This is a genomic window from Zhongshania aliphaticivorans (assembly GCF_902705855.1).
In the GTDB taxonomy this organism is placed as follows: domain Bacteria; phylum Pseudomonadota; class Gammaproteobacteria; order Pseudomonadales; family Spongiibacteraceae; genus Spongiibacter; species Spongiibacter aliphaticivorans_B.
Map to the genome: position 1 here is coordinate 265,382 of NZ_CACSIJ010000013.1, position 24,533 is coordinate 289,914.

Sequence of the window (24,533 nt, forward strand, 5' to 3'; positions counted from 1 at the left end):
AGTTTTTGACGCATCGAAAAGGAATTTACCCTACCTGTTATTTTCTCCTGCATAGGGAGTTGCGCAGTAGTGAAGGGGCGTCCACCTAAAACTTGTCGTCGTTATGGCATATAGCAAGTGCTAATACCTGCCAAGGTAATGATGTTCGAGTCGGTTTGTTTCATAGGAGGCGTTGGCTTGCTGCTGATGTAAGGTGGGTGGTTTAAATTAGCAGTGATATTTTAACGAGAATTAGACTCTGACTTTTATTGCGTCATTCGTTATCGAGGCAAGCTTATTTCTGCGCAAACACCGCCAAGAACAGAGTCTTTAAAATCAATTCTCCCGTCATGGCTGTGAATAATGTCACCGACAATGGCTAGCCCTAATCCTTGACCTTGTCCATATTGGTCACCGCGCATTCCCCGTTGTAAAAGTTGTTCACGACTTTCCGCCGAAATTCCGGGGCCGTCATCTTCTATATAAATAAGGGAATGTTTTTCTTTGTTTTCTGCGCGGATACGTATTTTACTTTTACAGGCCTTGCTGGCGTTGTCGAGTAAGTTTCCAAACAGCTCCATAGCGTCTTGCTCGTCTATGGCGATGAGGTCTTGGGCATTTAGCGAAATGTCGAAAACAAGAGCTTTGTCTCGGTATACCTTGGTCAGCGTATTACATAAGCGTTCAATGATTCCCTGTAGGGGAATGCGTTGATTAAGGTTTTGTTTACCGCTGCTTACTGCTCGTTTTAGCTGATAGTTGATGATGTTGTCCATGCGGGTGATTTGCTCAGCCACCGCCATATCGTCGGTGCTACTGCCTTTAAGTATCGCAAGCGGGGTTTTTAAGCTATGGGCAAGGTCGGCTAGCGTATTTCTATATCGTTCGCGCTGTTTTTTTTCTTTTTCCAAAAGTTGGTTTAGATTGCGGGTGATGCCCTGTAGTTCGCGGGGGTAATCTGGGCGTAGTTTTCCGGTGTCGCCGCGCTCTAATTGTTCCAAATCGCTCGCCAGATCTCGCAGAGGCCGCAATCCCCAAAATAAAATCAGTGCGGTAACAAAAAGTGAAATCGTCAGAACCAAGCCTAGCCACAGACTAAGTTGATGTTGAAATTTATTAAGCTCGTTAAGAAGAGGCGTTTGACTAGAATATAAAGAAAAGATGAGGGGGATTTCTCTATCGTCGTCGGTTTCCCATATAGCGTGATACTGGAAAACAAAAAAGGGCTCCTTATCTACCTTAATTTCGCTAAATAATTCCTGTCCGCCGCGGGGGGTATTTTTGGGGATGGGCAGTGGTATGGTTTCACTGGATACCGACTGCCACAGTGGCGTAGCGTTCCGCAGTCTAATTTGGGCATATAACCCGGAGCGAAATTGCCAGAAGCGCGGTTCTTTTAAACGATCCCCCATATCAACGCCGCCGTCTTGCCACTCCATTGCGCCTAGCAGGCCAAAAAACTGCAGGCGCAGTTGGTCTTGCTCAGCGCTGATGAGGCTGGAGGTATGCGCTTTGTCTATCGCAATGCCCGTTGCCGCTAACAGCAGTGCCATTAAGCTAAGGCTGGCGATGGTGAGCCGCCTAGTGATTGATTTGCTGCGCGGTGCTCGCATAGTCAGTGTTGGGTTTCGCTTAACTCAAAGCGGTAGCCGCGGCCGCGCAAGGTGGAGATAGGCTTTAATTTGTTTTCGGGGTCGAGCTTTTTGCGTAAGCGGGCAATAAATACTTCGATAACATTGCTGTCTCTATCAAAATCCTGATCGTAAAGATGTTCGGTAAGATCGGTTTTTGACACCACTTGGCCACTGCGCATGGCAAGATACTCGAGGGCATTGTATTCGTAGGCGGTTAGATCGATTGGGTTGTTGTTTAGTGACGCGCGTTTTGCGCCGGTGTCGATGGTGACGTATCCAAACTGCAAGAGCGGGCTGGCGAAGCCGGCAGAGCGGCGAATAAGGGCATTGGCCCGCGCCATGACTTCTTCAATTTGAAAGGGTTTGGCGACGTAGTCGTCTGCTCCGGCTTCAAGTCCTTCAACCTTGTCTTGCCAGCGGTCGCGCGCGGTAAGTATTAAAACGGGAAACTTGCGACCTTCGCTACGCCACTGTTTGATGACACTAATACCGTCAAGGCTGGGTAAGCCTAAGTCTACGACGGCGAGGTCGTAGGGATTTTCTTGGCCGAGGTACAAGCCCTCGCGGCCGTCGGTCGCGGAGTCGCAGGCATAACCTGACTCGCTAAAACTGCGATGTAATTGCTCAAGTAAAAGGCTTTCGTCTTCAATTAGCAGTATGCGCATAGGGAAATTCGCTCAATCATTAATAATGACGTTTTTAATTTTGCCGTTGTCTTGCAGTATGCGCACGCTGTAAGCCGAGCCATTGCCGCTACGAATTTTCTTTGCGCCTACTGCGCGGCCGCCGTAGCGTCGCTCGGCGATAGAAATCGCTTCGTTGACGCTCAGGTTGCTGCGGGCGCGGTTATCTAAACGCTGTTCGGGCAGGGAACGATCGGGCAGACTAATGCGCCCGCCAGATAAATTACCTAGCGGGTTAGCATGGCTCTGCACTGCAACGCTGGTAGCGAACACTAAGATTAATACTCGAAGTAGGGCGCTAAATTGCGAAGTAAGCTTCATAGAACTCCCGGATATCTGCATTAACCACGAGGTGTGACGTTGACCTCAATTTCAATTTCCTTACCCGGATTATAGGGTAAGCGAGTGTGATAAATCTCGCCCTGATAACGATAGCTTACATCATAGCCAACTACTTCATCTCGCCATTCTTGCCTTTGCTGCACTTCGCAGCGATTTACCGTTTCGTAATGGCCGGAGCTGCGTTGGCGAGATATATCAGCGGCAACGGTTGCGCCAAGTACCGCACCGACCACGGTACCGACTCGCTTATTGCTTTTGCGATGACCCAGTTCATTACCTAATGCGCCACCAAGGATGGCGCCGAATACTGGCACGGAGCTGTTACGCTGGCGAGACACAGTTTCTTGCCAACATTGTTCGACAGGTGCGTTGAAGGCAATGCGTTCGTAAATTGGCTGAACATGGGTAACCTTTGCATACTGCGTGTGGCTAAAGCTGCTGCCACGGTGATCAGCAAACGCTGCCGAAGAGCAGGCTAGTGTTAGCGGTAATATGACGTGTTTCAACATAGCTTATACTCCTAAACTATTGGTAGTATCTAGTTTATGAGTTTGTGCCTTAACTAAAGCTGAACCATGTGAGCGGCGCGATAATTTAAATAATCTTGAGGAAAATGCGGTGAAATTATATACCTATGCTGTAGCGCCAAACCCACGTCGAGTGGGCCTGTTGATGAAGCACAAGGGGATTGAGTTAGAATCTCAAGAAATTGATTTGGCGGCTAAAGAGCAATTCTCTCCTGCGTTTAGTGCGATAAATCCGCGATTAACTTTGCCGGTCTTAGTTTTGGCAGATGGAACGGTGTTAACGGATACGATTGCTATTTGTGTGTATTTGGATGAAATTTTTCCTGAAAAGCCGATGTTTGGTAAGACCGCTTTAGAGCGCGCACAGATCATTAGTTATTGCCATCGTATATTTTTTGAGGGTTTTAGCGCGGTAGCTGAAGTGCTTAGGAATAAAGGTGAGGCATTTAAAGACAGTCCTATTCCTGGCCCCTTAAAAATGCCGCAAATTCCAGAGTTGGTTGAACGCGGAAATTTGCGGATACGCGCATTTTATGCGGCGATGGATGCGGAAGTGGCGGGCAAGCAATTTTTAGTGGGTGATAGCTTGTCGCAGGCTGACATCGATTTATATGTGGTGTTCGGATTTTGTGGTTGGGTTCGCCACTCTATTCCTAAAGAGTGCGTGGCATTGCAGGGCTGGTTCGACGGTATAAAATTGGTGTTGGGAGAATAAACTCGCAACACACTTTTTAAAAAGGCGGAGCTTTAACACTCCGCCTTTTTATTTTACAGACCAAGAAACACCTTCACACGGGTATTATACGCGGGCTGATAGTGGTGGCCGCAGTGGCGATCATGCACATGGCGAGCATAGTAATGTTGGTCATAATGCCTATTGTTCTGTCTTGTGTAGTAGTTGCTGTAGTAGCGGTCGTAGTCTCGATGTTTATTAACATGCTTGCGATGATTTTGGTGCGCGTTGTGATGCTTGTGATAATGAGCGTCGACGTGCTTAGCACTGCGATGGTCGGCATAGGCACCACTTGCGGCAAGGCCAAGGCTAGCGAGTAGAATCAAAGTTTTGCTCAGTTTCATGATGACACTCCTATAGTGAATACGCTGTCATGGTTACATGACTAGCCTGAACGACTCCTTAATATGGGGGATGGTAAATATGGGATTGCTCCGCAATAATAGTCACGCTATAAAAATAAGGATAAGTTCATCATGCAGCGTGTGGCCCATGTAAATATTTCTCGGTGTTTTTCTGTGTTTTTGAAGGGCTTCGGCGGTGCTTTTTGCTTGGTCGTTGCTACCACGGTATATGCCGCTACAGAGCAGGATTCTGCTCTTAAAGCGTCGGTTTTTGAGGAGCATCGGGAACCCTGCGCAAATACAAATTCCCAGCGCCAGGTATTTTTTGGCGATACCCATGTTCATACCAAATACTCCTTAGACGCGAGTACTCAGGGCACTCGTACTTCACCAGCTGACGCATATCGTTTTGCCCGCGGCGCTGAAATTGGTGTGCAGCCGTGGACCTCCGACGGTCAGCCACTGCGTTATTTACGTTTAGATCGCCCCCTGGATTTTGCTGTGGTGACAGACCACGCGGAATTGTTTGGCGAAGTGGAAATGTGTCAAACACCAGGCATGGAAGGCTACGATACGTGGCAGTGTAAAATTTATCGCAAACTTCCCCGCGCGGCGTTCTTCTTGTTCAATACCCAGTCTTCGCGGGCGAAGCGATTGGGTATGTGCGGTGATGATGGCGAGCTGTGCCGAGAGGCAAGTTTGCGGCCGTGGCAGGAAATTCAGCAGGCCGCAGAAGAGGCCTATGATCGAACGGGTGACTGTGAGTTTACGACGTTTATTGCCTATGAGTGGACTGGGGCCGCCGCTAACTTAGCGAACCTGCACCGGAATATCATTTTTAAAAACACTCAGGTGCCTAAATTACCGCTTAGTTTTATAGAGACGCCGTCGGCGCCGTTATTGTGGGATGCCCTAGATCGCGATTGTGTTAATGCGGGAACCGGTTGTGAAGTGCTGGTGATTCCCCATAACTCTAATTTGAGCGATGGCTATATGTTTAGTTTGGCGCGGGATGATGGAGAGCCAATCAGTGCAGAAGATGCAAGCCAGCGCGCCAGATTAGAGAGATTGGTCGAGGTAATGCAGCACAAGGGAAGTTCGGAGTGTTTTTACGATCCCTTGAATAGTGCGGATGAGCTGTGCGGATTTGAACAGCTACCCTATAGCAGTTTTACAGATAAATTTGTCGGCAAGATTCTGCCCTTTATGAGCAAGCCCGCTGGGCCCAAGTCGGGTTTTATTCGCGATGTCCTCCGCGACGGCCTGGAGCAAGAGCAGAAGCTTGGTGTAAACCCCTTTAAATTGGGTTTTATCGCTAGTTCCGATACCCATATTGGCGCGCCAGGTGCGGTATCTGAAAGTGGGTTTTTGGGACACGGTGGTGCAGGGGTGCCAGTTGGTGACACGGTGCCAGAAGGTTTGTCCGATGATTTGGAATTTAATCCGGGAGGTCTGGCCGCAGTTTGGGCGGAGGCAAATAATCGCACGGCCTTGTTTGATGCTATGCAGCGCCGCGAAACCTACGGCAGCAGTGGGCCGCGTATTACACTACGCTTTTTTGGTGGCGATGAATCATTACCTGAAGATATTTGTGAGCGCACAGATTATGTGGCGCTGGGTTATGAACACGGGGTGCCGATGGGGGGCGATTTAGCACTTATAGAAGAGGGGGCTTCGCCGGTGTTTACGGCGTTCGCAAAAATGGATGGCGGGCGCAGCGGTCATTCCGGTATGCCTTTGCAGCGTATACAAATTATTAAAGGTAGTGTTGATGAAAATGGTAAGCGCGCCGAAAAAGTCATCGATATTGCCGGCGACTCAGGCAGTGAAGCAGGGGTAGACCTAAACACCTGCGAAACCTTTGGCAGTGGTTACCCGCAGTTGTGTGGTCGTTGGCAAGACCCACACTTTGACCCAAAGGAGCATGCATATTATTACGCGCGGGTATTAGAAAACCCCAGCTGTCGCTGGAGTCAGCAAATTTGTGTGGCGGCTAAGGTTGATTGCGACAATCCCGAAGCCATAAAACCCGGCTACGAACAGTGCTGTAGCGCGGCACATCGCCCAAGTATTCAGGAGCGGGCGTGGTCATCGCCAATTTGGTATTCACCTGCCACTAATTCTGTTGGCGGGTTATTACCTTGAGGCGTTTTTTATCGTCGCGGCTGCTGCATTTCTTTTTGCTTGGGCTAATGCTGTATGGCATTAATGTGCGCTATGAAAGATATCAGCAGCGCGTTGTTAGTTGCTTAAGCCAGTCTCAGCTGCAGGTTTTGGCAGCCGATTGGGCGCGCAGCACTGGTCGTGTGGCAACATCAATAGAGTTAAGTCGCTTGACGGATGCCGCATTAGATGATCAGCGACTTGTAACAGAAGCTATGCTGCAGGGACTGCATAAATCCGATCCCGTCATTATTCAACGCTTGTTGCGAGATGCAGAGTTTTTGGGATTTGAGGGCAGTGCCNGCGAAAAAATTGACGCGGTTTTGACAATGGATATTGCAGCGGGTGATGAGGTTATTCGGCGTCGATTAATACAAATATTGCAGCATAATGTTGCTAATGCTGATGACAAAATCGACGCTAGTGCTGATCAATTACAGGCGATCTTTACTGAAAATATAAATATTGGTGCAGTACCCGCCCGCCTTAGTTTTGAACATGTTTTTTTCGATGTGAGAAAGGCAGACGCCAAAGCGCGTGCTGATTACGCTTTGCAGGAGAAGTTATTTGATGCATCTACGAGTGATGTGTTTTTAGAGGGCAATCATTTTTTTGCGCTAACGCCAAGCTCATTAAGTTCGAAGTTTGGTCACGATTTTAGTGTAGCGCTGAATCAAAAAGATACGCCGATAGGGGAGTGGTTCGGTCCGCTGCAATCGGCTTACGGTTTTCATTTGGTTCGTCTTACTGAACGGCAAGCTGCTTACCGGCGGCCTGTTGCTGAACTTGGCCCAGAGCTTGATTCTATTTGGAAAAAAGGGCAGCAAGCACAACATTGGCAAGATTATCTTGAAGACCTGCGTCATCAATATCGAGTGGAATGCCATGCGCCTAATTAGTAGCTTGTTACTATTGCTATGCCTGAGTAGCGTGGCCAGCGCTCATAAATTAGCGCCATCATTGCTTGAGTTACGAGAGCTACCCAGCGGTGTATTCAGTGTGATGTGGCGAACACCTTTGTTGGCGCCTACACCGCCGACGGTGGTATTCCCCGCAAGCTGCCATGAGATGGGTCAGCTAGAACAAACCGTGCAAGAGGGGGCAATTGAACAGCGCTACTCAATGTTATGTGCGGGGGTGGGGGATAAATTAAGTGTGTCTTTTAATAATTTAAGCGCTTCCCGTTCTGTCGCATTACTGCGTTGGTATGGTGTTGAGGGTAGTGAACAGCAGGTCTTACTCAGTTCAGATGAGGACACATTTTCACCAAGGGGACAGGCAAGCGGGCAGAGCCCCATTTTGCAATTTACCGGCTTGGGCATTAAGCATATTTTGATCGGTAGCGATCATTTGCTGTTTGTTTTAGGTTTGCTGCTCATAGCTGCAAGCCGCAATCGCCTACTTGTGTGGATTAGTGCATTCACCGTGGGGCACAGTATTACGCTGATGCTAGTGAGTATTGGTGTGATTCCACGCTGGCCTGCTTTGGCGGAGTTATTAATTGCCGCCAGTGTGTTGGTTATGGCGCTATATGCAGATCGGCAGGGGCAGCGAGTACAGGGCAAGGCGTTTGTGGTCTTGGTGGCGGCTTTTGGTTTGCTACATGGTTTAGGGTTTGCCTCAGTATTAGATGAGCTTATGGTCACCAGAGGTAATCTTTTGCCAGCGCTGCTTGGTTTTAATGTTGGGATTGAATTAGGGCAAATAGTATTTATTGCGGTGATTGTTTTGTTGCTAATGGCGGTGAATCGCATGTTGGCGTCCCAGCCAAATTGGCGGGTACCTTGTCTACTAGCGGCGCGCACTGCAACGATTTATGTGATGGGCGCAGCGTCGACGTATTGGATGATTGATCGTGGCCTCACGTTATTTGAGGCCACGTTTCGCGGTGTGTACTAGAACTACTGAGCGGCGTCTACCTCAGGGGCCTTTGTCGTAGACGGTGCCTTGCCTGGATAGTTTTTCATGTTGATTAGCGGGTGAAATGCGATCTCAATCCCTTCTTCAATATTGTTTTCACGGCTGAGGATCTTTTTACGTCTAACGAAGCTGTTATCAGATTTACGTGAATCAATGCCGTGTAAGGTATCTATGCCGCCACGGCTAGAGAATAGCGGCTTACCTTCAGTGGTGTAAATTGTCACCAGCAGTGATGCGCCCTTAATAATTTGCGTCCAGTTGAAATCGACTGGTACGCTGGATGTTGTACCTTCGGTAGCGGGTTCACGGGTTACACCGTACCAGCGCGCATAATGTTTCATGCCTGGGCTGTGCTGCACATCGTGCTCGATGAGATCGGTAAAAACGACGGCATCAATGTCCTTCTGAGCTTGTAAGCTCGACAGGGTTAAGGACATCACTTTTTGCCAGCCAACACGGTCAACTTTGCCGGTAGTTGGATCGTAAAAATTGCCATGGGTTAGCAGTGCTTGCTGCCAGGCATTATTGAATAAATGGTTTGGTGCAATGCTAATGCCGTTTGATTTTAAGTAGTCTGCGACCATGCCGTCGACTTTGTCGACACTGTCACGCAGCACGGAACGAGTGGGTTCGCCGCTGACATTGACGGTGGCAATAATGACTTTTTTAAGTGGTTTTTGTTGTATGTCTTCACGACTGATAAAATAGTCGTAGGCTGTTGGGTTGTAGCCAGTTGAGCTACAAGCAGTAGTAAGTACCGCACCAATTAACGTCAAGATAAGCAGAGAAAGTCGCACAATAACTCCTTTTTTATTGAAAATGCCAGCGCATTCTAGCAACGGCTATAGATGATGAGAAGCAAACATATGCCCAGAACAGTGAGATTGCATACGGAAGTCAGTGGTAGCGGGCCTATTAGCGTGATTTTATTACATGGTTTGTTTGGCTCCGCCAGTAATTTAATGTCGGTGGCGCGCAGCTTAGAAAGTCATTTTACCGTGATTCGTATGGATCTTCGGAATCATGGGAAATCTGCCCATAGCGATCAAATGGATATTTCGGTCATGGCGGAAGATGTCGTTGCTGCAATGGACGAGTTAAATATTGCTAAAGCACATATGCTTGGTCACTCGCTTGGGGGAAAAGTTGCTATGCAAGTGGCCATCACCCAGCCAGAGCGTGTTAAGCGTTTAATCGTGGCGGATATAGCGCCTGTTCGTTATGGTCGTGGTCATGACGCTATTATTACTGGTTTATTAGATTTGGAGTTGCGCTCATTAAAGAGCCGAGAGCAGGCGGATCAGCTACTAATGAAGGCGGTACCGGAAATTGCAATTCGCCAATTTCTTCTTAAAAACCTTATGCGCGACGGCAAAGACGGTTGGGCTTGGCGAATGAACTTGGCCGTGATTGCGGAGCTTTACGACAATCTTCGGGATGCACCTTCGTCAGACTCCTTCAGTGGGCCTACCTTGTTTATTCGCGGTGAAACTTCTGGCTATATTCGTGATGAAAATCGCGCGCCCATGATGCGCCAATTCCCTGATATGTATTTTGAAACTATCCTCAAGGCCGGCCATTGGCTGCACGCAGAATACCCGACGATTTTTAATGATCTGGTTGGCGAGTTTTTGCGTGCTGATAAGGGCGTCTGAAAGGGGGCGTAATTAAGGGTAAGATAGTTTCGGTGAAGGAGTATTGTCATCGACCTGTGGTAAATATGGCGGATGTTGAGGAGTTATTATGATAAGTACCATCACTGAAGCCTTGTTTTCTGAACCACCACAAGAAACCTTATACCACTACACCTCCTTAAGCGGCGTGCTTGGCATTATTGGTAGTCGCACCCTTTGGGCCAGCGATATTCGTTATATGAACGATTCCGCTGAGCTACGCCACACCGCCGACCTCGTCGCCGACGAGGTCGCCAAACGGATAAATGAAGGGCATTCGCGGCCGCACTTACTGACCTGTTTTTTAGATTGGGTAAAACACCGTATTACTAATGGCCATATATTGTTTGGCGCCTCGTTTCGCGCTAACGGCAATTTATTGAGCCAGTGGCGTGGTTATAGCTCGGTGGGTAAGGGGGCGAGTTTGGGTTTTAATCCCCGTACGGTTGTTGCCTGTGCCGAGAAGCAGCACTTTAGAATGGGACGCTGTATATACGATCGCGTGGAACAGCAGGCCTTAATTGCGCAAGTAATTGATTCGGTCGAAGTGTTGGCGGAGGCCATTGAGGACGGTGTTGAGCGGGCGATTTATCATCAGCTTTTTGAACATCTCGAAAGTGATTTACTGCGCTTGGCGGCGATTTTGAAGCACCCCTCTTTTGAGGAGGAGCAGGAGTGGCGCTTAGTCTCGCCGGTGGTTTCTGACTACCGCCACGCTGGGGTAAATTTCCGCGAGGGGCGCAGCATGTTGGTTCCCTATATGCGGTTTTCGCTGGTTGCTGAGGATAAGGACGCCGTCGATTTAGATCATGTTTATTTGGGGCCGACGCCCAATATTAGTTTGTCTATGAACTCTATGAAAATGTGTTTAGCCAAACATAATATTCGCCCTGTTAATGGCATAGAGTATTGCCAAATTCCGTATCGGCAAAATTAAACGCTGATTCTTTTTCTTTGAGTTTTTAAGACCCAGCCTCGTTTTCACCCAATATAAAATCTGCGCAGCGCTCTCCTATAAGTACCGCTGTTGCATTGGTATTTCCTGAAATAAGGCTAGGCATAATGGATGCGTCCGCGACCCTTAAGCCCTCAATGCCGTGTACTTTTAGTCGGTCATCGACAACGGCCATATCGTCATTACCCATTTTGCAGGTGCCGACGGGGTGATAAACCGATTCCCCAGTGTTGCGAATAAATTCTAAAATATCCTCATCGCTCTGTACTTCGGCGCCAGGAACGAGTTCTTCGCGACGGTTATTATCAAAGACCGGAGACTCAAAAATAGCGCGGGTTTTACGCACGGCAGCGATCATTCGTTTGCGGTCTTCTTCCTCTGCCAAATAATTGTGGATAAATGCCGGTGCGTCATTGGGATCATTACTGCGAATATGCACATAGCCACGACTTTTAGGACGCAAAAAGCACACGGTGGCGGTGGTGCCCGGGACGGTAATCATTCGTCCTTTTTCATCTTGGGTACCTGCGGCAGGGGTGAAATGAATTTGCGCATCGGCTCGGGTTTCGGCAGGGTCAGTTTTAAAGAATACCCCTACCTGTGAAGCGGGGTGCACCATCATACCTTTGCGTTTAAAAGCGAGTTTTGCAAAGGTAGCTAACATCGCGAGAGGGCGGGAATCTTCGTAGAAAGTTTTCAATCCCTCGAAGGAACGCTGAGTATTCACCGTGAGGTGATCTTGTAAGTTTTCGCCCACACCCTTTAGTGCGGTGTGAACCTTAATGCTGTGTTTCTGTAATATTTCGGGATTGCCAATACCCGACAGTTCTAATAACTGCGGCGAGTTAATTGTGCCGCCACATAAAATAATTTCATGTCGGCAGCGGGCAGTGAATTGTTTGCCGTTCTGGGTGTAGCGCAGGGCAATGGCGCGATTCCCTTGAAACTCAATTCGGCTCGCTAGCGCGCGGGTAAGCACCTTTAGATTAGGGCGTTGCATGGCGGGCTTTAGATAGGTTTTTGCCGTGCTTTGACGTAGACCATTGCGAATATTAACCTGATAGAAGCCCGCACCTTCTTGGCTTTCGCCATTGAAATCATTATTTGCTGGAATACCAGATTCTATCGCCGCCTGAATATACATGCCTGAAAGGTCGTATTTATCGCCTACATTATCAACCCAGAGCTGGCCCTCACTGCCGTGGTAATCGCTTTCACCACCGGTATTGTGTTCGCAACGCTTAAAGATGGGAAGTAGGTCGTCATAGCCCCAGCCGCGGTTGCCTAAAGCGGCCCAGTGATCGTAGTCTTCACGTTGGCCGCGGATGTACACCATGCCATTGATCGAGCTAGAACCGCCTAAGAGCTTGCCTCTAGGTTGGTCGATGCAGCGATTATTCATGTGTGGTTCGGGATCGCTTTTATAGCACCAGCTAAATTGTGGATTCTTCATGGTGAAGACAAAGCCGAGGGGAATGTGAACCATTGGGTGGCTGTCTTTGCCTCCGGCCTCTAGCAGGAGTACCGAGTGCTCACCGCTTGCCGTGAGGCGACTGGCTAGCGCGCAGCCAGCGGAGCCCGCGCCAACAATGATGTAATCGTAATGAGTGGCCATACTTAATCTTCCGCTTTAGCCCGTGTGGCAGCGACTGCGCTACGGGTATCTTGTTATTGCGCCTACCATACGATTCAGCGGAGAGAGATGTAAGTTATAATTTTGTAACCTTTTTAAAGCCCCATTCCAGAGGAAGTAAGTCCTGCCAAGAAAAGCGCTGTAGCAAACCGGCAAAACAGGCGTCTATAGGCGCATTGATGCAGAGCTCGGCGCCGCTTACCGGGTGTTTAAAGCGTTGTTGCGCGGCGTGTAGCAGCAATCTTGGGCATTCAAGTTGTTCAGCAAAATAACGATTATGGCGGCCACGACCGTATTTTGCGTCGCCAATAATGGGGTGCGAAATGTGCTTTAAGTGTCGCCGCAGCTGGTGGCGACGGCCAGTGTGGGGCTGTAGGGTTAGTAGTGAGTAACGAGACTGTGGGTAGGTTTCGATCTCAACATCGAGTTGGTGCTGGCCCAGTAGTTGAAAGTCGGTGACGGCGGATTGGGCGGCCGCAGTTTGGCTTTTGACAATGCGCTGATCGGTGACCTCGGTTAAGGCGTGGTCGATATGGCCGTGGCTTGGGCAGTAGCCTCGAACAACCGCAATATAGGATTTTTTGATGTTGTGATTGCTAAAGGTTTGCCCTAATTCGGCGGCGACTTGCGCACTTAATCCAAATAACAAAACCCCAGAGGTTGGTTTGTCTAAGCGATGGGCAGGGTAGACGTATTGGCCGATTTGATCGCGGAGCAATTGAATGGCAAAGCGGGTTTCGTGGCGGTCAATGGGGCTGCGGTGAACCAGTAGGCCGCTGGGCTTGTTGATGGCGATAATGTGTTCATCCTGGTACAGAACGTCTAGTGTCTCAGGTATCGCTGTCGGTGTGTCGCTAGATTGCATTTATCTTATGGCCTTAGATGAAGACTTTGTCATATTCACGTTCTTACCTTGTTTGAGAATTATCGAGGGTGTTAGATTCCCGCCTATAGGTATAACAAGCCAGACTAGTGAGAGATCACTTTATTGGAGAGTCAGCGTGGCAAATAAGTATCCTTGTAAAACCGTCGATATGACATTTTTTGATTCTGCCCCCTTTCGCTACATCGCTGAGGTTGAAGTGAACGCTAGTGCGGCGGCGGTATTTGCGTCTTTTGAAAATGCCGACGACTGGCCGCGCTGGGCAATGCCCATTCAAAAAGTAGAGTGGACAGCGCCAAAGCCATTTGGAATCGGCACGACGCGAACAGTCAGTATGGTCGGCGGTCTCATTGGCTATGAGGAGTTTATCGCGTGGGAGCGTGGTCGGGAAATGGCTTTTTGCTTTACGCATGGCAGCAAAGACAATATTGAGTCATTTGCTGAGCGTTACGAAGTTGACCTTATCGACGAGCAGCGCTGCCGAGTACGCTGGACTATGGCAATGAAGCCAAAGGGCTTCAGCAAGTATTTTTTACCGGTGTTTAGTCCCGTGATGCATTTAGGTGTAAAAATGATGCTGCGCAAATTTGCCAGCATTGTTGAGGGCCGACGCTGTTGAGAAGCGTGACCCTCACTAGGTCTTAACTTTTACTGCGTGTTATTTCTTCGTCTAGTAGCGCAATAATAGTATTTACATCATCCGCAGATAATTTCCCTTCTTTTAAGTAGCGAATCTTGCCGTTGTGATCCACTAAGATAAACGCGACGGTTCCCTTTTTTAGTTGCCAGGCGTCAATGCCGCTGCCTTTTTCATCAGCAACGAGAATGGCTTCGGGGTGCTCACGTTTGTTTTTTTCTAGCTCGCTACTGACTAATCCAGCCGTGCCCCAAAGCGCGTCGTTAAGATTAATTACGCTGATAGATTGGAAACTGCCTGGCTCATAATTACCTTGAGCTAAACGTTCTTTGATAGGCGCGATAATGCCATCTGAGGACATTCTTGCCGCGACATGAAATATTAAGGCAGGGCTGCCAGTGCTAATTTGCGCGGTAGACCAAGCTTGGTGACGGACTTTGTCTCCGTCTAGAATTAACTCACCCTTAGATGGAACGGCAAAGCTGGGTAAAGTGCCGCCTAGCTCTATCGCCGCACAAAAAGCAGAAGCGCCAATAAGAGAAAGACCGAGTACAATATTTTTAATATTTATCATGTGTGTCGCACCTAGATAATTAGGGGATGGTCAAAATTCCGGCTCAGAATAGCACAGCCTATTGGGCGTAAAGATGACGCTTAGTTCATGTTTGTACTGTGGTCAAAAGAGTAATTATTCTACAAACTTAAGATGAACCTAAACTGAACATCCTTGAATTAGATGGTTAAGATTCAGAATATAAGAACGTGTAAAACTCTAGAGGACTGAGGAGTTTTTTAGCTTGTTTAGGGGTAAATATATGCCAAGTAAGTGAAATGTGCGGCGAGTCCGGCGCAAAGAATCACTAATATTAGAGTTCCCCACCCGTATGCTGCGGGGCGCTGGGTAAAATTGGTGTAGCAGGCGCCGATCATTACGCTACTAAGGACTATGGCGCCTAGTGCGCCATAGATTGGGCTCCAAAAACCTGCGACTAAGAGTGGTGCGGCAAGTATTTCTAATATGCCTGCAAGTCGCATCAGCCAGTGTGGATAGCCAAAATTATCAAATTCTTCAATCATATGGTGATGAGAAAATAGCTTCATTGCACCGGTAATACTGAAAAATGCGATGAATATTATTTGAAGTCCTGTTATTGCAATGTTCATTCGTTAGCTCCTGCATACATTGCTGCGCCGTGATCGTTCTTTATTTTAGTGCTGAAATATTTTNCCCACGCGATAAGCGCAATGGGCCCCATTGTGAATATACCGATAATAATTGGCATGTAGAGTTCGTAAAGCAGTAGGGTGTTTATAGAGCCAAGAAACATGGAGGTATACATGGCGCTGGCGAAGAGTAAATTGTTCTCATTTTGCTCTACTGAATCGGATGGCTTGTTAAACATAATGCGATAGAGGAAGCTAATTAAGAACACTGCCCCCACCCATCCCCAGAAATTACTGAACGGGATGCCGTTGTCAATTTCTGGTAAATAGGCGCCACCGAAATCCCAAATCCACCATTTTTCGGTAACGGCAATCGGGTCAGTCATTAAGTCCCAGCTTGTCGCAAGTAAGGCAGTAACGAGTGAAGCTAAGCTCGTATTTAACAGCCAGCGCGATGAAGTTTGGCGGCCGTGCTTGCTAATTAGCTCGTCTGCTAATAGATGTGACGGATAAATAATGGTTTCCCACGATACAACAACTAGCAGTGGCACATTGCCAATTGCGATGCCTAGAAGAGCCGTGTATTCGTAGTCGCCAAACCACCAGCCATAATTGCAACCAATAAATTCTACAAACCAAGAAATTGCAAAAGATAAGGCGGAAAATCCAAGGGCTTTTTTGATACCTTTTGTCGCAGCCGCGTGAAGGATGCATACCACTAAGGTAAATAAAATAATGACGGTTACTTCGGTGGTGGTTGATAACTTTCCAGTGAAAAATATTGTATTTGCCAGTATAAGGAGCGAAACAGCACACATAATAACGGCGATAACTTCGGTGGTTTTCTTAAGCATATTTGACTTTCCTATTGTTATTCTTGGTTAAATATTGGCTTATAAATTGACGCTAAATTCTGCGCTTATCATTCTTGGTGGCATTAAAAAACCCATGTGCGAACCTTCAAATATCGGTAAATCGGCTGTGAATTGACGAATGGCTTTATCTTCTAAGTTTTTAATGTGAACAATAAAGCGCCAGCGCTCCTGCGGATCGACCAAGCCTAGATGTATATTCACAAGCGAATACGCAGATTGGGTGTCTATGGGATCTAAATCGAGATCAAAGAAAATATCATCTCGCCAGCTATAGTCTGCGCCCAATACCAGTGCAAGCTTGTTCTCAACAATGGGTAGCGCGGTGTGAAAACCTAGGTTAGCACTGTGTTTTGGTGCGCGTGGAAGTTGTTTGCCGCTAAGATCGCAGGTGTCGCTTGATGATCCTGCAGAGCAGGGGCCATCGGGGTATTTGTCAAATAGAGCATTGGTATAGCCAGCGCTAGCAAATAAGGTTGTGCCGCGCCAGGGTTGGTAATTTATATCAAGTTCTAGGCCTTTAGTTGTGGCTTCGGCGGCGTTACTGACAATAAAGCCATTGCCAATAAATGCTTGAATTTGCATGTCACTGAATTGAGATTGGAAAGCTGCCGCATTTGCGGTTAATGCGCCGTCTAGTGCAGTCAGCTTGTAACCAAGTTCATACGCAATCGCGGTTTCTTGATTAAAGCCTGATTCCTCTGCTGTACGCGCTAGCGGATTGTAGCCTCCGGCTTTAAACCCCTCAGAATATGAGGCATATATCATTTGATCATCCCACGCGTATTTTATCGATAGCTTAGGGGCGAAGTTCGATTCATTGCGTTTGTCACGTAAGGTGTATTCGGTCACGCCAAATGCGCTTTGCAGCAGCAGACCGGTTTGCTCGTAATCTTGTACTAAGTCGACTTCTTTGGTTTCTTGTGACGCGCGCAGCCCCAGTACCGCAGTAAGGCGGTCGCTTATATTCCAGCTAATTTGGGTAAACAGAGCGTAGGTGGCTGTGTTTTGCTGAAACATTTGCTGTAGCGAGTCTGTCGTGGCGTTGAAGAGTAGCGGATCCAGTATATTGCCTAATGGGTCAGTAATGGGGGAAAGACTGCTTGCTAGGCTGCTAGACAGTGCATTTAATAGCATTGCCGACACCTCAGGTTCAGGCAACATACGCAAGTCGCCAACGAGATGACTGTCGGAGAGAAATCCAAATGCACCGACAATGTATTCTATTTTTCCCGGTGCCGACGCAAAGCGAATTTCCATCATTTGTTGATCGTAGTCAGTTTTCCGATCCCAGTCGGCAATAGGGGCGGGGCCAGTGTCGGCGTCGAGATATAGAGACTCGCTTAGTTCTGCGTGACTGGCGACGATGGTGAGTAAATTTTCGTTAAATTCCCAGTTGGTTTCTATATTGATAACGGTAGATTTGCTGCTGCTGGCATTGTTGCTGTTTGCGTGGCTATTGTAGTCAAATTGATCTTCTAGAGTAGGATCAAACAGGCTGTGCACGGTGGCAGCATCTGTCTGTAATACAAAGGGTTCCCAGCCCTGACCGTTGTCGCTGGCTTCCCCGCGGTAAAGGGTCAGTATAAAATTGAGATCGTCGGTAGCGTCGAAAAGCAGTTTGCTGCGAATCCCTTTTTTATCAATCTGTTTTTCATCGACATTGCGCACACTATTGTGAACAAAGCCGTCTTGGCTGTGTTTGGTTGCTGCGATACGCAATGCTAATTTGTCGCGAATCAGTGGCGCATTTATCATCGCGCTGATTTCTTCATTGTTAAAATCCCCCGAGGTCACAGTCGCGCTTGTCTGCCATTCATGGGCAGGGTTGGCGCTAGTGACATTTATAGCGCCGGCGACAGTGTTTTTTCCGAACAGNGTGCCTTGCGGACCTTTTAGTAGTTCAACACGAGACAAGTCAAGAAACGCGTCTTGTAAAAACGCAGCCTTACCAAAATAAATGCCATCTACATAAAAGCCTACAGACTGTTCCATGCCATCATTGATTGGTGAAATGAGGCCTCGCATCCCCACTTGTACGTAGCCTGGCGTCATATTAATGTTTGTGTTTGGGCTGGCAAGCGCGATGTCTTCAAAGGATTTGATTGCCGAGGCTTGCATCCGTTCGACACTCATTACAGATACCGAGAGTGGTACATCTTGTGCAGATTCCGAACGTTTTTGGGCTGTAACAATCACCTCTTCTATATAGTCGCGACGCTTTCTTTCACTAAGGTCTGCCCATGTTGCGGTTGATGCGATGATTGTGGAAAGTAGTAGTAATTTTTTCATTATTATTATCCGTATCGAGGCATTAATTATATTAAGTATTGTGGCTGTATAAGCAAAGTCGTCCCATTTGCCAGTTTGCGTATAGTGAAAAGGCGGTTGCTACGATTGCTGCTGTGATTGCGCGTTGTGCTGAAAATGCGTGGGGGTCGTTTGCATATATAAGGCGGCAGAGATCAAATGCCGGCCATAAAATAAGGAGAATATAAAAGCCCATCGCTGCAGCGATAAGACGTATTTTTTTCGGGTTAACTGAAAAGTGATGTGATATTGAGTGTGCATTCATAATTATGTAGCCCTCATTTACATTGGTTTAACAATAGCGAGATAGAGCACGGTAACGCCTGCGATAGCGATGATTGGAGTTGTAATAATGAGGAACCACCAATGAAAATGAATTGCGCGCTCATAGCGAGGTGAGTTCAAGCTATCGCCATTAGTAATGTTTTTACGGATTTTGGCCTTATTTCCGCCGAAATGTGAGAGCCAGTAGTCGAAGCATTCAATTGGCAGGAAGACCAACACCACGATGACAAGCTTCATGGCGAGCCAGTAAGATTGGGGGCCCCAACCGCCGACTAAAAATAAGCTTAAGCCGGTAATGAGTACGGCTGGAAAGGCAATATGTTCAAGAATGACACCTTCGTCAAAGCGTTCCATTACCCAGTTTCGTTTTTTTATTAGGTCGATGTCCTCGGGATTTTCCTGCCAAGCACGAAAGACCGGTACCAAGTAATTTAAGTAGGCTACCGATGTGCTCCAAAGCCACATAGTGGCAAATCCGACATGAATAAATTTAATTTGTAAGTAGTGGCTTGCCAGCCACTGTGTGAGTACGTCGATGCTCATTGATAGATTAGCCTCTAATCGTCAATTATTATTGTGTTTTCTAAACCGTACTATACGGTATGGTATGGTGTGCTTGGGTGTCAAGATTTTGATGCCAGTATTCGTTGTTTTTGGAATTATTTAGGGTGATTTCCGGTCCTGAAATTCGTCGGGGTAGTACCAAATAGCGGAGCTTATCGCTCGTTCTTGAATTGAGGTCGGTGCAGTGGGTGTCACGCCTAACTGTGCAGCGTCATAGGTCGACCACCTTGGGGTTGGAATCTCTAGTACTCGTGCGTAGTACACCGCTTGCTCCTCGGGATTAAAATCCGAGTCGCGCCAAATTGCACTTAATTGCGTATCACCAATTGTATTTTTGTAGGTTGCAGCACTCGGATCTACAGTATTGCCAACATCTGCTACTCGGCCAGTTATTGGATCTGGCTTTCTCCCAGAAGATAATGCAACGTCAAATATCTTTTCATGACCCACGCCAGCCACGTCTACCCAACTTTTTACAACTTGTATGCGATCCAAATTACCGCTTTCGACATCCTTCATTGCCCACACCGCAAAAGTAGGGCTGATTTCTTCAGGTGCTCTGGCAGGTAGTACTCCCCCCATTGCAACACCACGTTGCTCAGCTATTGTTGCTCGGTCATTTCGGCTAATTAAATCGTCTGGAAATGACCAGCCGCCAAAGAATCTAAGCATGATGCGTGGTCCCGATGTAGCGTAGGTTTCGCGCCGACGGAGAGATGAAAAAATTTCTTCGCGGGTGTTGGCTTTTGCCCAAACAGCGGTTAAGCCTGCGGAACTCCATTTTCGTCCAATTAGGTATTCATCGGGAAGAAAGATGCTCTTTCCAAGGCGGAGCCCAGCGCTACCATCCATTATTGGTAGTTTTCCGAAGTAGGCATTTTCGTCTGCAGCTGTCGCTGCATTATGACTGTCGCTTCCCCCAACTACCCCAAACTCAAAGGGGTTGAAGCCTTCGTTATGCGAAAACAGTAAGCCGGTGCGCAGCGCTAATCGTGTATAGCTTCCTTTCGGCTGAGACTTGATGGTTTTGGTGGCGAGTAGTTGATCATAGATCTCGAAACCCGCAAATTCATCATCGGGGGACAGCTCAGGGTGTGTCTCTGATGCGCCCTTACTCTGAAATATTTCGCTGACGGGTTCATTTTGATTTCTGAGTTTGGCGTAAGCAGCGTTAAACGAGCTGCCATCAAAGGCGATCTCATCGTACATTCGTCCGCCACTAGCGTTACCGTTATGGGGAATGGCTAGCAAATCGTATCCCGCGCTGCGCTGCTCGTTCATCCACGCCCATAGCTCTCGAGGATCCTCGGAGTCTAGAGAACTGAATGGCGAGGATGGCACGTCGCTGCCACGGAATATGATATTGCGATGCAAATTTTTACTTTCCGGCATAGATGTCCATTCATAGCCGATAAATGTGGTGAATGTCCCAGGGCTGTAATGGCGTTCTGCTGTGTCGATAACTTGCTGCCACGCGAGCGATGAGCTTGTGTTTATCTTGGTGTCATCGACGTCTTTAACTTTAACGCTATAGCCTATCATTGTACGAATAAACGCAACTGTATAGCTGAGCGGGCCGTCCTGGAGCAAGCGTTCGCGAAGGTTCCGTTTCTTCAGGGGGGAGTCGGGATTTATCTCCCGTAACACGCCGAGGTATTCCGCGTGATCTGTTACCGCGGCGAAATCAAGTGGTCTTCGAATGCGAATACCGTAGCCCATGGCATGTTCGATTTCACCGCCTTTCGCAAAAATATATGCCTGCTCAGGAAGGCTTCGGTTGCCGACGTTAAAGGCATCGACGGAAAGACTGGTATGGATATGAAGATCGCCCCAAAAGAGGTTCCGTTCTTCGTTGAATGGCACTTCTTCACGAGTAGGGGCTGGAATAGCGTGTTGCGCGTCGTATGCTGGGCCGATACTCGGGTCGTCAATCGGGCTACATGCCATTAATAGAAGGAGTAAGAATGCCATTCCGGTGCTACGTGAATGAATCATAATTTCTCCCGAAAGAAGATGCATGTATATGTCTCTATCGATATTGAGGAGAATGAAACGTTGTTATAAGCGAATGCTTCCATCTGGCAGGGGTCGCGAGATATCCAGCCGTTGTATGGGGAAAGTTCCGAGCCTTGTTCTGGTGAGTACAGGTACATTGCGGCCTAGACCCCAGTTGTCATTTATTATTGTTGTGGTATTTCGGGTTAAACTTCACGACAATACTATATGGTATGGTGATATGTAGTCAATTTTGTTGACTATAAATTGAGGCGGATATGGGTTCGAGTGTTGCAGCGTCTGCGAAGGTTCGCAGGTCGAAAGAAGATTTTATTGATGAAGCCTTCGCGCTAATTGCCGAGTCGGGAACAGCTGAAGCGCTTACGATAGATAGCTTGTGTTTGCGGTTAGGTGTGTCTAAAGGGAGTTTCTATTGGCATTTTAAAGGCCGGAATCCCTTAATTGACGCTCTGGTTGAGGCTTGGTCTGGTAATTTTCATCTAGCAATTCACCGCGCTATTGAGGCGCAGACAGCTGATAATGGCCGCACTGTAATCGAAGAGATTAGCTATTACTGGCTGAGTAGTAATATGTCTAAACTTGATCAGGTGATGCGACATTGGGCGCAGCACGATGACCGTGTTCATAAAGCCGTATGTCGTGCCGACGAGCTGCTACTAAGCTTCCTAAAAAGTAATATTGAAAACTTGGGCTACAACGAGAGTGATGCCCACCGGCGCGCACGCTTGATGATGGCTATTGGTATTGCTGAGCCAACATTGGCGCACCTGCCTAAAGCGGGCACAGATGAAGTGGAGTTGACGTGGATTCTTGACCGCTTACTGGGTTTGAAAAACTAATGAAGTGTTTATCACTCACGGCTTTGCTGTTTTATTTTCTCGGCATTTTCTTTGCTGATTGGGTAGAAGTGGCCTAAGCCACAGGATGCACCAGGCAAAAATCCAGAACCGACGCTATTTAACACGGTAATCACATCGACGTTACACAATTCACTAAGTGAGGTGCGGTACATTACTGTTCTGTGTCGAGATAGGCCGTTGCAGGAGTGGGGGAGGTCGTTCAAATAAATTTCTTTGCCGTTCATATAAAACAGAATACTGCGTTTGTCGACGACATCCATGCGCTCTATTCGGCGCAGATTTACACAGCGCTCCGGGTCGCCAGATACCAGTTGTCTATATGGGTTTTCCGGTGTTTCCTCGGCGTGTGTGAACGTGGCTAAACACAGGCTCAGGAGTAGGCTAATTAGAGGTAGTGTTTTCATCGGTATTCCCCTATGTCTTACTTGTGGGTGAGTGGCCATGATTTCTGAAATGGGCGAAAAATGCGAGCAGTGCCTAGCGGCTGTTTGTCACTACTTTTCGTAATAGGCGTTTTGTAGATGATAGACACTATATGGTTACTCACTCAGAAGCTTGTAGTTTTAAGCCCACGGATACAATTCGCTCGCCCTCTATATTTTTAACGATGAGTTTTATCGCTCCCAGCCGAACATGGTCGCCCACAACCGGTTTGCCGTGAAATTGATGAATAATAAATTCTGCGACTGATTTGTTTTCTACCTCAGGGTCTACCGCAAAACCATAGGCTTGGGCGATATCGGATAATTTTGCGTCTGGGTTCAGGGCAAATTCGCCAAAGAAATAGCTGGTTTCAATCGGTGGGGTAGGAAGCTGTTTCGCGAATACGCGACTCAGTGCCGATTTCGCATTGGTCGACGACAGCAGCACAACCTGATCGTCGTCCGCCAGCATTGTTTCCGTAGTTTGGCCTATTAGGATTCCTTTGCGAATAATACCAACAAGTTGGCTGCCTTCTTTTGTGGGTAAATTTTTTGCCGCTAATCCGGCTGCGCGACTGTCTGGGACGACGCTGTATACCAGCAACTCTTTGTCTTCATCATGCTTTAATTTTAGATGCTGATGTTCTGGTTCTTTGTCTGATGGAGGTAGCTCAATCTGCATCCATTTTGCCATCGGCGCAATGGTCCAACCCTGTAATACAAGGGAAATTAGCACGACGAAAAATACCAATTCAAAATAGGTCTGGGTGTGCTCAAGTCCGGCCAATGAGGGGAACAGGGCGAGAATGATAGGAACCGCGCCCCGCAAGCCGCACCAGCCAATGAAAACCTGCTCTCGCCATGGAAAATGGAACGGCAGTAAAGACAGCCAAACCGCGATAGGTCGTGCCACGAAGATAAGTACAAAGGCGATGCCAAGGGCGGGCAAAATGATAGGGATTAGATTGCTTGGCGTGATAAGCAAACCCAGCATGAGGAACATGCCAATCTGGCTCAACCAGGCCATGCCGTCGTGAAAGCGGTGAACGTCGTTGCTAAAGGGCAGCGAGGCATTGCCAATCATGGCGCCAGCAATAAATATGGCGAGAAAGCCGCTGCCGTCAATTATTGTGGTTGCGCCGAATATACTCAGTCCGCCAGCAAGGCTAAGCAGGGGGTAAAGCGATGGCGTGAGCTGCAGGTTCTTTAGCAGTCGAGTCAGTAAGTAGCCACCGGCAAGGCCAATGATGATGCCTAATCCCAATTGGCTGACTAATTCTTGGGCTACCGTCCAGCCTGGGCTCGCGTCACTATTATTAATTTGCAGTATTTGCACCATTGTAATGGTGAGGAATATCGCCATTGGGTCGTTTGATCCCGACTCTATTTCCAGTGTTGCGCCGGTGCGTTCCTTTAGCTCTAAGCCTGCTGTTCTTAGTAGCCCAAACACGGCTGCGGCATCGGTGGAGCCGACAATAGCACCTATTAAAAGACCTTCCTGCCAAGATAAGTCTAATATCCAGTGCGCTGCAAAGCCGGTAATCGCGGCAGTTGCAAATACGCCGACGGTGGCGAGGGAAAGCGCTGGTTTTAGGCTGACCCTAAAGCTGTCTTTGCGTGTGCCTAGTCCACCGTCAAATATAATGACGGCCAGTGCAAGGTTGCCGAATAAAAAGGCGAGGCTGAAGTCATCAAATTTGATCCCTCCAAAGCCATCTTCGCCGGCAAGCATCCCAAGTAAGAGAAATACCAATAATAATGGCGCGCCGACGCGGCGTGAAAAAACGCTCGCAATGACACATAAAAAGGCGAGTAGCGCGCCTCCGAAGATATATTGGTAAATTAACTCTATAGTCACTCAGTAATCCTAGTTGGTGTTCTTCGTCTTCGAAGGATGTTGGTACAGGTGCTTTATACTGCAGAAGGGGCTCTAT

24 protein-coding genes are annotated in these 24,533 nt (G+C 47.9%); 8 read left to right on the forward strand and 16 right to left on the reverse strand.

The window, feature by feature from the left end; genetic code table 11:
* Window positions 1–260 precede the first annotated feature (260 nt).
* From GVJ32_RS10850 to GVJ32_RS10865, 4 genes are all read right to left on the reverse strand, one after another.
* Window positions 261–1,532, reverse strand: coding sequence for an ATP-binding protein (locus GVJ32_RS10850; protein WP_159240078.1), 1,272 nt, complete (start codon window positions 1,530–1,532; stop codon window positions 261–263).
* Window positions 1,533–1,594: 62 nt separating this feature from the next.
* Window positions 1,595–2,278 (reverse strand): response regulator transcription factor, encoded by a 684-nt coding sequence (locus tag GVJ32_RS10855; RefSeq protein WP_159240079.1) that lies wholly within the window; start codon window positions 2,276–2,278, stop codon window positions 1,595–1,597.
* Window positions 2,279–2,290: 12 nt separating this feature from the next.
* Entirely contained in the window at window positions 2,291–2,617 is a 327-nt protein-coding gene (locus GVJ32_RS10860; protein WP_159240080.1) for a PepSY domain-containing protein, read from the reverse strand.
* 20 nt (window positions 2,618–2,637) lie between these two features.
* The gene (locus tag GVJ32_RS10865) at window positions 2,638–3,147 is read right to left on the reverse strand and encodes a glycine zipper 2TM domain-containing protein (protein ID WP_159240081.1); all 510 of its coding nucleotides are present in this window, start codon (window positions 3,145–3,147) and stop codon (window positions 2,638–2,640) included.
* A 109-nt stretch (window positions 3,148–3,256) separates the two neighbouring features.
* On the opposite strand from GVJ32_RS10865, the gene GVJ32_RS10870 reads away from it, so the two are divergent.
* Window positions 3,257–3,880, forward strand: coding sequence for a glutathione S-transferase family protein (locus tag GVJ32_RS10870; protein ID WP_159240082.1), 624 nt, complete (start codon window positions 3,257–3,259; stop codon window positions 3,878–3,880).
* A 53-nt stretch (window positions 3,881–3,933) separates the two neighbouring features.
* Here the strand turns inward: GVJ32_RS10870 and GVJ32_RS10875 are convergent, their stop codons facing one another.
* Window positions 3,934–4,242 (reverse strand): hypothetical protein, encoded by a 309-nt coding sequence (locus tag GVJ32_RS10875; protein ID WP_159240083.1) that lies wholly within the window; start codon window positions 4,240–4,242, stop codon window positions 3,934–3,936.
* 132 nt (window positions 4,243–4,374) lie between these two features.
* On the opposite strand from GVJ32_RS10875, the gene GVJ32_RS10880 reads away from it, so the two are divergent.
* The 3 genes from GVJ32_RS10880 (at window position 4,375) to GVJ32_RS10890 (ending at window position 8,304) form a co-directional block, all read left to right on the forward strand.
* Window positions 4,375–6,387, forward strand: coding sequence for a DUF3604 domain-containing protein (locus GVJ32_RS10880; protein ID WP_159240084.1), 2,013 nt, complete (start codon window positions 4,375–4,377; stop codon window positions 6,385–6,387).
* 347 nt (window positions 6,388–6,734) lie between these two features.
* Complete coding sequence (locus GVJ32_RS10885; protein WP_435808081.1) at window positions 6,735–7,304, forward strand: peptidyl-prolyl cis-trans isomerase; 570 nt, start codon at window positions 6,735–6,737, stop codon at window positions 7,302–7,304.
* Window positions 7,291–8,304 carry a HupE/UreJ family protein gene (locus tag GVJ32_RS10890; RefSeq protein ID WP_159240086.1) on the forward strand — a complete coding sequence of 338 codons (1,014 nt, stop codon included), beginning with the start codon at window positions 7,291–7,293 and terminating at the stop codon, window positions 8,302–8,304. The genes GVJ32_RS10885 and GVJ32_RS10890 overlap by 14 nt, the downstream gene beginning before the upstream one ends.
* Window positions 8,305–8,306: 2 nt before the next feature.
* Here the strand turns inward: GVJ32_RS10890 and GVJ32_RS10895 are convergent, their stop codons facing one another.
* The gene (locus GVJ32_RS10895; protein ID WP_159240087.1) at window positions 8,307–9,122 is read right to left on the reverse strand and encodes a hypothetical protein; all 816 of its coding nucleotides are present in this window, start codon (window positions 9,120–9,122) and stop codon (window positions 8,307–8,309) included.
* Between the two features lie 69 nt (window positions 9,123–9,191).
* On the opposite strand from GVJ32_RS10895, the gene GVJ32_RS10900 reads away from it, so the two are divergent.
* Window positions 9,192–9,980: an alpha/beta fold hydrolase gene (locus GVJ32_RS10900; RefSeq protein WP_159240088.1), complete on the forward strand. Its 789-nt coding sequence runs from the start codon at window positions 9,192–9,194 to the stop codon at window positions 9,978–9,980.
* An 88-nt stretch (window positions 9,981–10,068) separates the two neighbouring features.
* On the forward strand, window positions 10,069–10,935 hold the full coding sequence (locus tag GVJ32_RS10905) for a DUF2971 domain-containing protein (protein ID WP_159240089.1): 867 nt from the start codon (window positions 10,069–10,071) through the stop codon (window positions 10,933–10,935).
* Between the two features lie 25 nt (window positions 10,936–10,960).
* Here GVJ32_RS10905 and GVJ32_RS10910 read toward each other — a convergent pair whose 3' ends face one another.
* The gene (locus tag GVJ32_RS10910; RefSeq protein WP_159240090.1) at window positions 10,961–12,568 is read right to left on the reverse strand and encodes a GMC family oxidoreductase; all 1,608 of its coding nucleotides are present in this window, start codon (window positions 12,566–12,568) and stop codon (window positions 10,961–10,963) included.
* A gap of 94 nt (window positions 12,569–12,662) precedes the next feature.
* Window positions 12,663–13,451 carry a pseudouridine synthase gene (locus tag GVJ32_RS10915; protein ID WP_159240091.1) on the reverse strand — a complete coding sequence of 263 codons (789 nt, stop codon included), beginning with the start codon at window positions 13,449–13,451 and terminating at the stop codon, window positions 12,663–12,665.
* 136 nt (window positions 13,452–13,587) lie between these two features.
* Here GVJ32_RS10915 and GVJ32_RS10920 point away from each other — a divergent pair, with 136 nt between their 5' ends.
* Window positions 13,588–14,088, forward strand: a complete 501-nt coding sequence (locus tag GVJ32_RS10920; RefSeq protein ID WP_159240092.1) for an SRPBCC family protein — start codon at window positions 13,588–13,590, stop codon at window positions 14,086–14,088.
* A gap of 22 nt (window positions 14,089–14,110) precedes the next feature.
* On the opposite strand, the gene GVJ32_RS10925 is transcribed toward GVJ32_RS10920, so the two are convergent.
* From GVJ32_RS10925 to GVJ32_RS10950, 6 genes are all read right to left on the reverse strand, one after another.
* A complete protein-coding gene (locus tag GVJ32_RS10925) occupies window positions 14,111–14,680 on the reverse strand; it encodes a YtfJ family protein (RefSeq protein ID WP_159240093.1) in 570 nt (189 codons plus the stop codon).
* Window positions 14,681–14,907: 227 nt separating this feature from the next.
* The gene (locus GVJ32_RS10930; RefSeq protein ID WP_159240094.1) at window positions 14,908–15,270 is read right to left on the reverse strand and encodes a DoxX family protein; all 363 of its coding nucleotides are present in this window, start codon (window positions 15,268–15,270) and stop codon (window positions 14,908–14,910) included.
* Window positions 15,267–16,124 (reverse strand): carotenoid biosynthesis protein, encoded by an 858-nt coding sequence (locus GVJ32_RS10935; RefSeq protein ID WP_159240095.1) that lies wholly within the window; start codon window positions 16,122–16,124, stop codon window positions 15,267–15,269. The genes GVJ32_RS10930 and GVJ32_RS10935 overlap by 4 nt, the downstream gene beginning before the upstream one ends.
* Window positions 16,125–16,163: 39 nt before the next feature.
* Window positions 16,164–18,434 (reverse strand): TonB-dependent receptor, encoded by a 2,271-nt coding sequence (locus GVJ32_RS10940; protein WP_159240096.1) that lies wholly within the window; start codon window positions 18,432–18,434, stop codon window positions 16,164–16,166.
* Between the two features lie 300 nt (window positions 18,435–18,734).
* The gene (locus GVJ32_RS10945; protein ID WP_159240097.1) at window positions 18,735–19,280 is read right to left on the reverse strand and encodes a hypothetical protein; all 546 of its coding nucleotides are present in this window, start codon (window positions 19,278–19,280) and stop codon (window positions 18,735–18,737) included.
* Window positions 19,281–19,400: 120 nt separating this feature from the next.
* The gene (locus tag GVJ32_RS10950) at window positions 19,401–21,296 is read right to left on the reverse strand and encodes a DUF3604 domain-containing protein (RefSeq protein ID WP_235035113.1); all 1,896 of its coding nucleotides are present in this window, start codon (window positions 21,294–21,296) and stop codon (window positions 19,401–19,403) included.
* Window positions 21,297–21,574: 278 nt separating this feature from the next.
* Here GVJ32_RS10950 and GVJ32_RS10955 point away from each other — a divergent pair, with 278 nt between their 5' ends.
* Window positions 21,575–22,156, forward strand: coding sequence for a TetR/AcrR family transcriptional regulator (locus tag GVJ32_RS10955; RefSeq protein ID WP_159240098.1), 582 nt, complete (start codon window positions 21,575–21,577; stop codon window positions 22,154–22,156).
* A gap of 11 nt (window positions 22,157–22,167) precedes the next feature.
* Here the strand turns inward: GVJ32_RS10955 and GVJ32_RS10960 are convergent, their stop codons facing one another.
* Entirely contained in the window at window positions 22,168–22,581 is a 414-nt protein-coding gene (locus GVJ32_RS10960) for a DUF6491 family protein (protein WP_159240099.1), read from the reverse strand.
* 139 nt (window positions 22,582–22,720) lie between these two features.
* Complete coding sequence (locus GVJ32_RS10965) at window positions 22,721–24,457, reverse strand: potassium/proton antiporter (RefSeq protein WP_159240100.1); 1,737 nt, start codon at window positions 24,455–24,457, stop codon at window positions 22,721–22,723.
* Window positions 24,458–24,533 lie beyond the last annotated feature (76 nt).

Excerpts from the sequence above, each read along its gene's own strand:
- GVJ32_RS10850 (WP_159240078.1), bottom strand. The coding sequence starts at position 1,532 with ATGGCACTGCTGTTAGCGGCAACGGGCATTGCGATAGACAAAGCGCAT.
- GVJ32_RS10855 (WP_159240079.1), bottom strand. The coding sequence starts at position 2,278 with ATGCGCATACTGCTAATTGAAGACGAAAGCCTTTTACTTGAGCAATTA.
- GVJ32_RS10860 (WP_159240080.1), bottom strand. The coding sequence starts at position 2,617 with ATGAAGCTTACTTCGCAATTTAGCGCCCTACTTCGAGTATTAATCTTA.
- GVJ32_RS10865 (WP_159240081.1), bottom strand. The coding sequence starts at position 3,147 with ATGTTGAAACACGTCATATTACCGCTAACACTAGCCTGCTCTTCGGCA.
- GVJ32_RS10875 (WP_159240083.1), bottom strand. The coding sequence starts at position 4,242 with ATGAAACTGAGCAAAACTTTGATTCTACTCGCTAGCCTTGGCCTTGCC.
- GVJ32_RS10880 (WP_159240084.1), top strand. The coding sequence starts at position 4,375 with ATGCAGCGTGTGGCCCATGTAAATATTTCTCGGTGTTTTTCTGTGTTT.
- GVJ32_RS10885 (WP_435808081.1), top strand. The coding sequence starts at position 6,735 with ATGGATATTGCAGCGGGTGATGAGGTTATTCGGCGTCGATTAATACAA.
- GVJ32_RS10890 (WP_159240086.1), top strand. The coding sequence starts at position 7,291 with ATGCGCCTAATTAGTAGCTTGTTACTATTGCTATGCCTGAGTAGCGTG.
- GVJ32_RS10900 (WP_159240088.1), top strand. The coding sequence starts at position 9,192 with ATGCCCAGAACAGTGAGATTGCATACGGAAGTCAGTGGTAGCGGGCCT.
- GVJ32_RS10905 (WP_159240089.1), top strand. The coding sequence starts at position 10,069 with ATGATAAGTACCATCACTGAAGCCTTGTTTTCTGAACCACCACAAGAA.
- GVJ32_RS10910 (WP_159240090.1), bottom strand. The coding sequence starts at position 12,568 with ATGGCCACTCATTACGATTACATCATTGTTGGCGCGGGCTCCGCTGGC.
- GVJ32_RS10915 (WP_159240091.1), bottom strand. The coding sequence starts at position 13,451 with ATGCAATCTAGCGACACACCGACAGCGATACCTGAGACACTAGACGTT.
- GVJ32_RS10925 (WP_159240093.1), bottom strand. The coding sequence starts at position 14,680 with ATGATAAATATTAAAAATATTGTACTCGGTCTTTCTCTTATTGGCGCT.
- GVJ32_RS10930 (WP_159240094.1), bottom strand. The coding sequence starts at position 15,270 with ATGAACATTGCAATAACAGGACTTCAAATAATATTCATCGCATTTTTC.
- GVJ32_RS10945 (WP_159240097.1), bottom strand. The coding sequence starts at position 19,280 with ATGAGCATCGACGTACTCACACAGTGGCTGGCAAGCCACTACTTACAA.
- GVJ32_RS10950 (WP_235035113.1), bottom strand. The coding sequence starts at position 21,296 with ATGATTCATTCACGTAGCACCGGAATGGCATTCTTACTCCTTCTATTA.
- GVJ32_RS10955 (WP_159240098.1), top strand. The coding sequence starts at position 21,575 with ATGGGTTCGAGTGTTGCAGCGTCTGCGAAGGTTCGCAGGTCGAAAGAA.
- GVJ32_RS10960 (WP_159240099.1), bottom strand. The coding sequence starts at position 22,581 with ATGAAAACACTACCTCTAATTAGCCTACTCCTGAGCCTGTGTTTAGCC.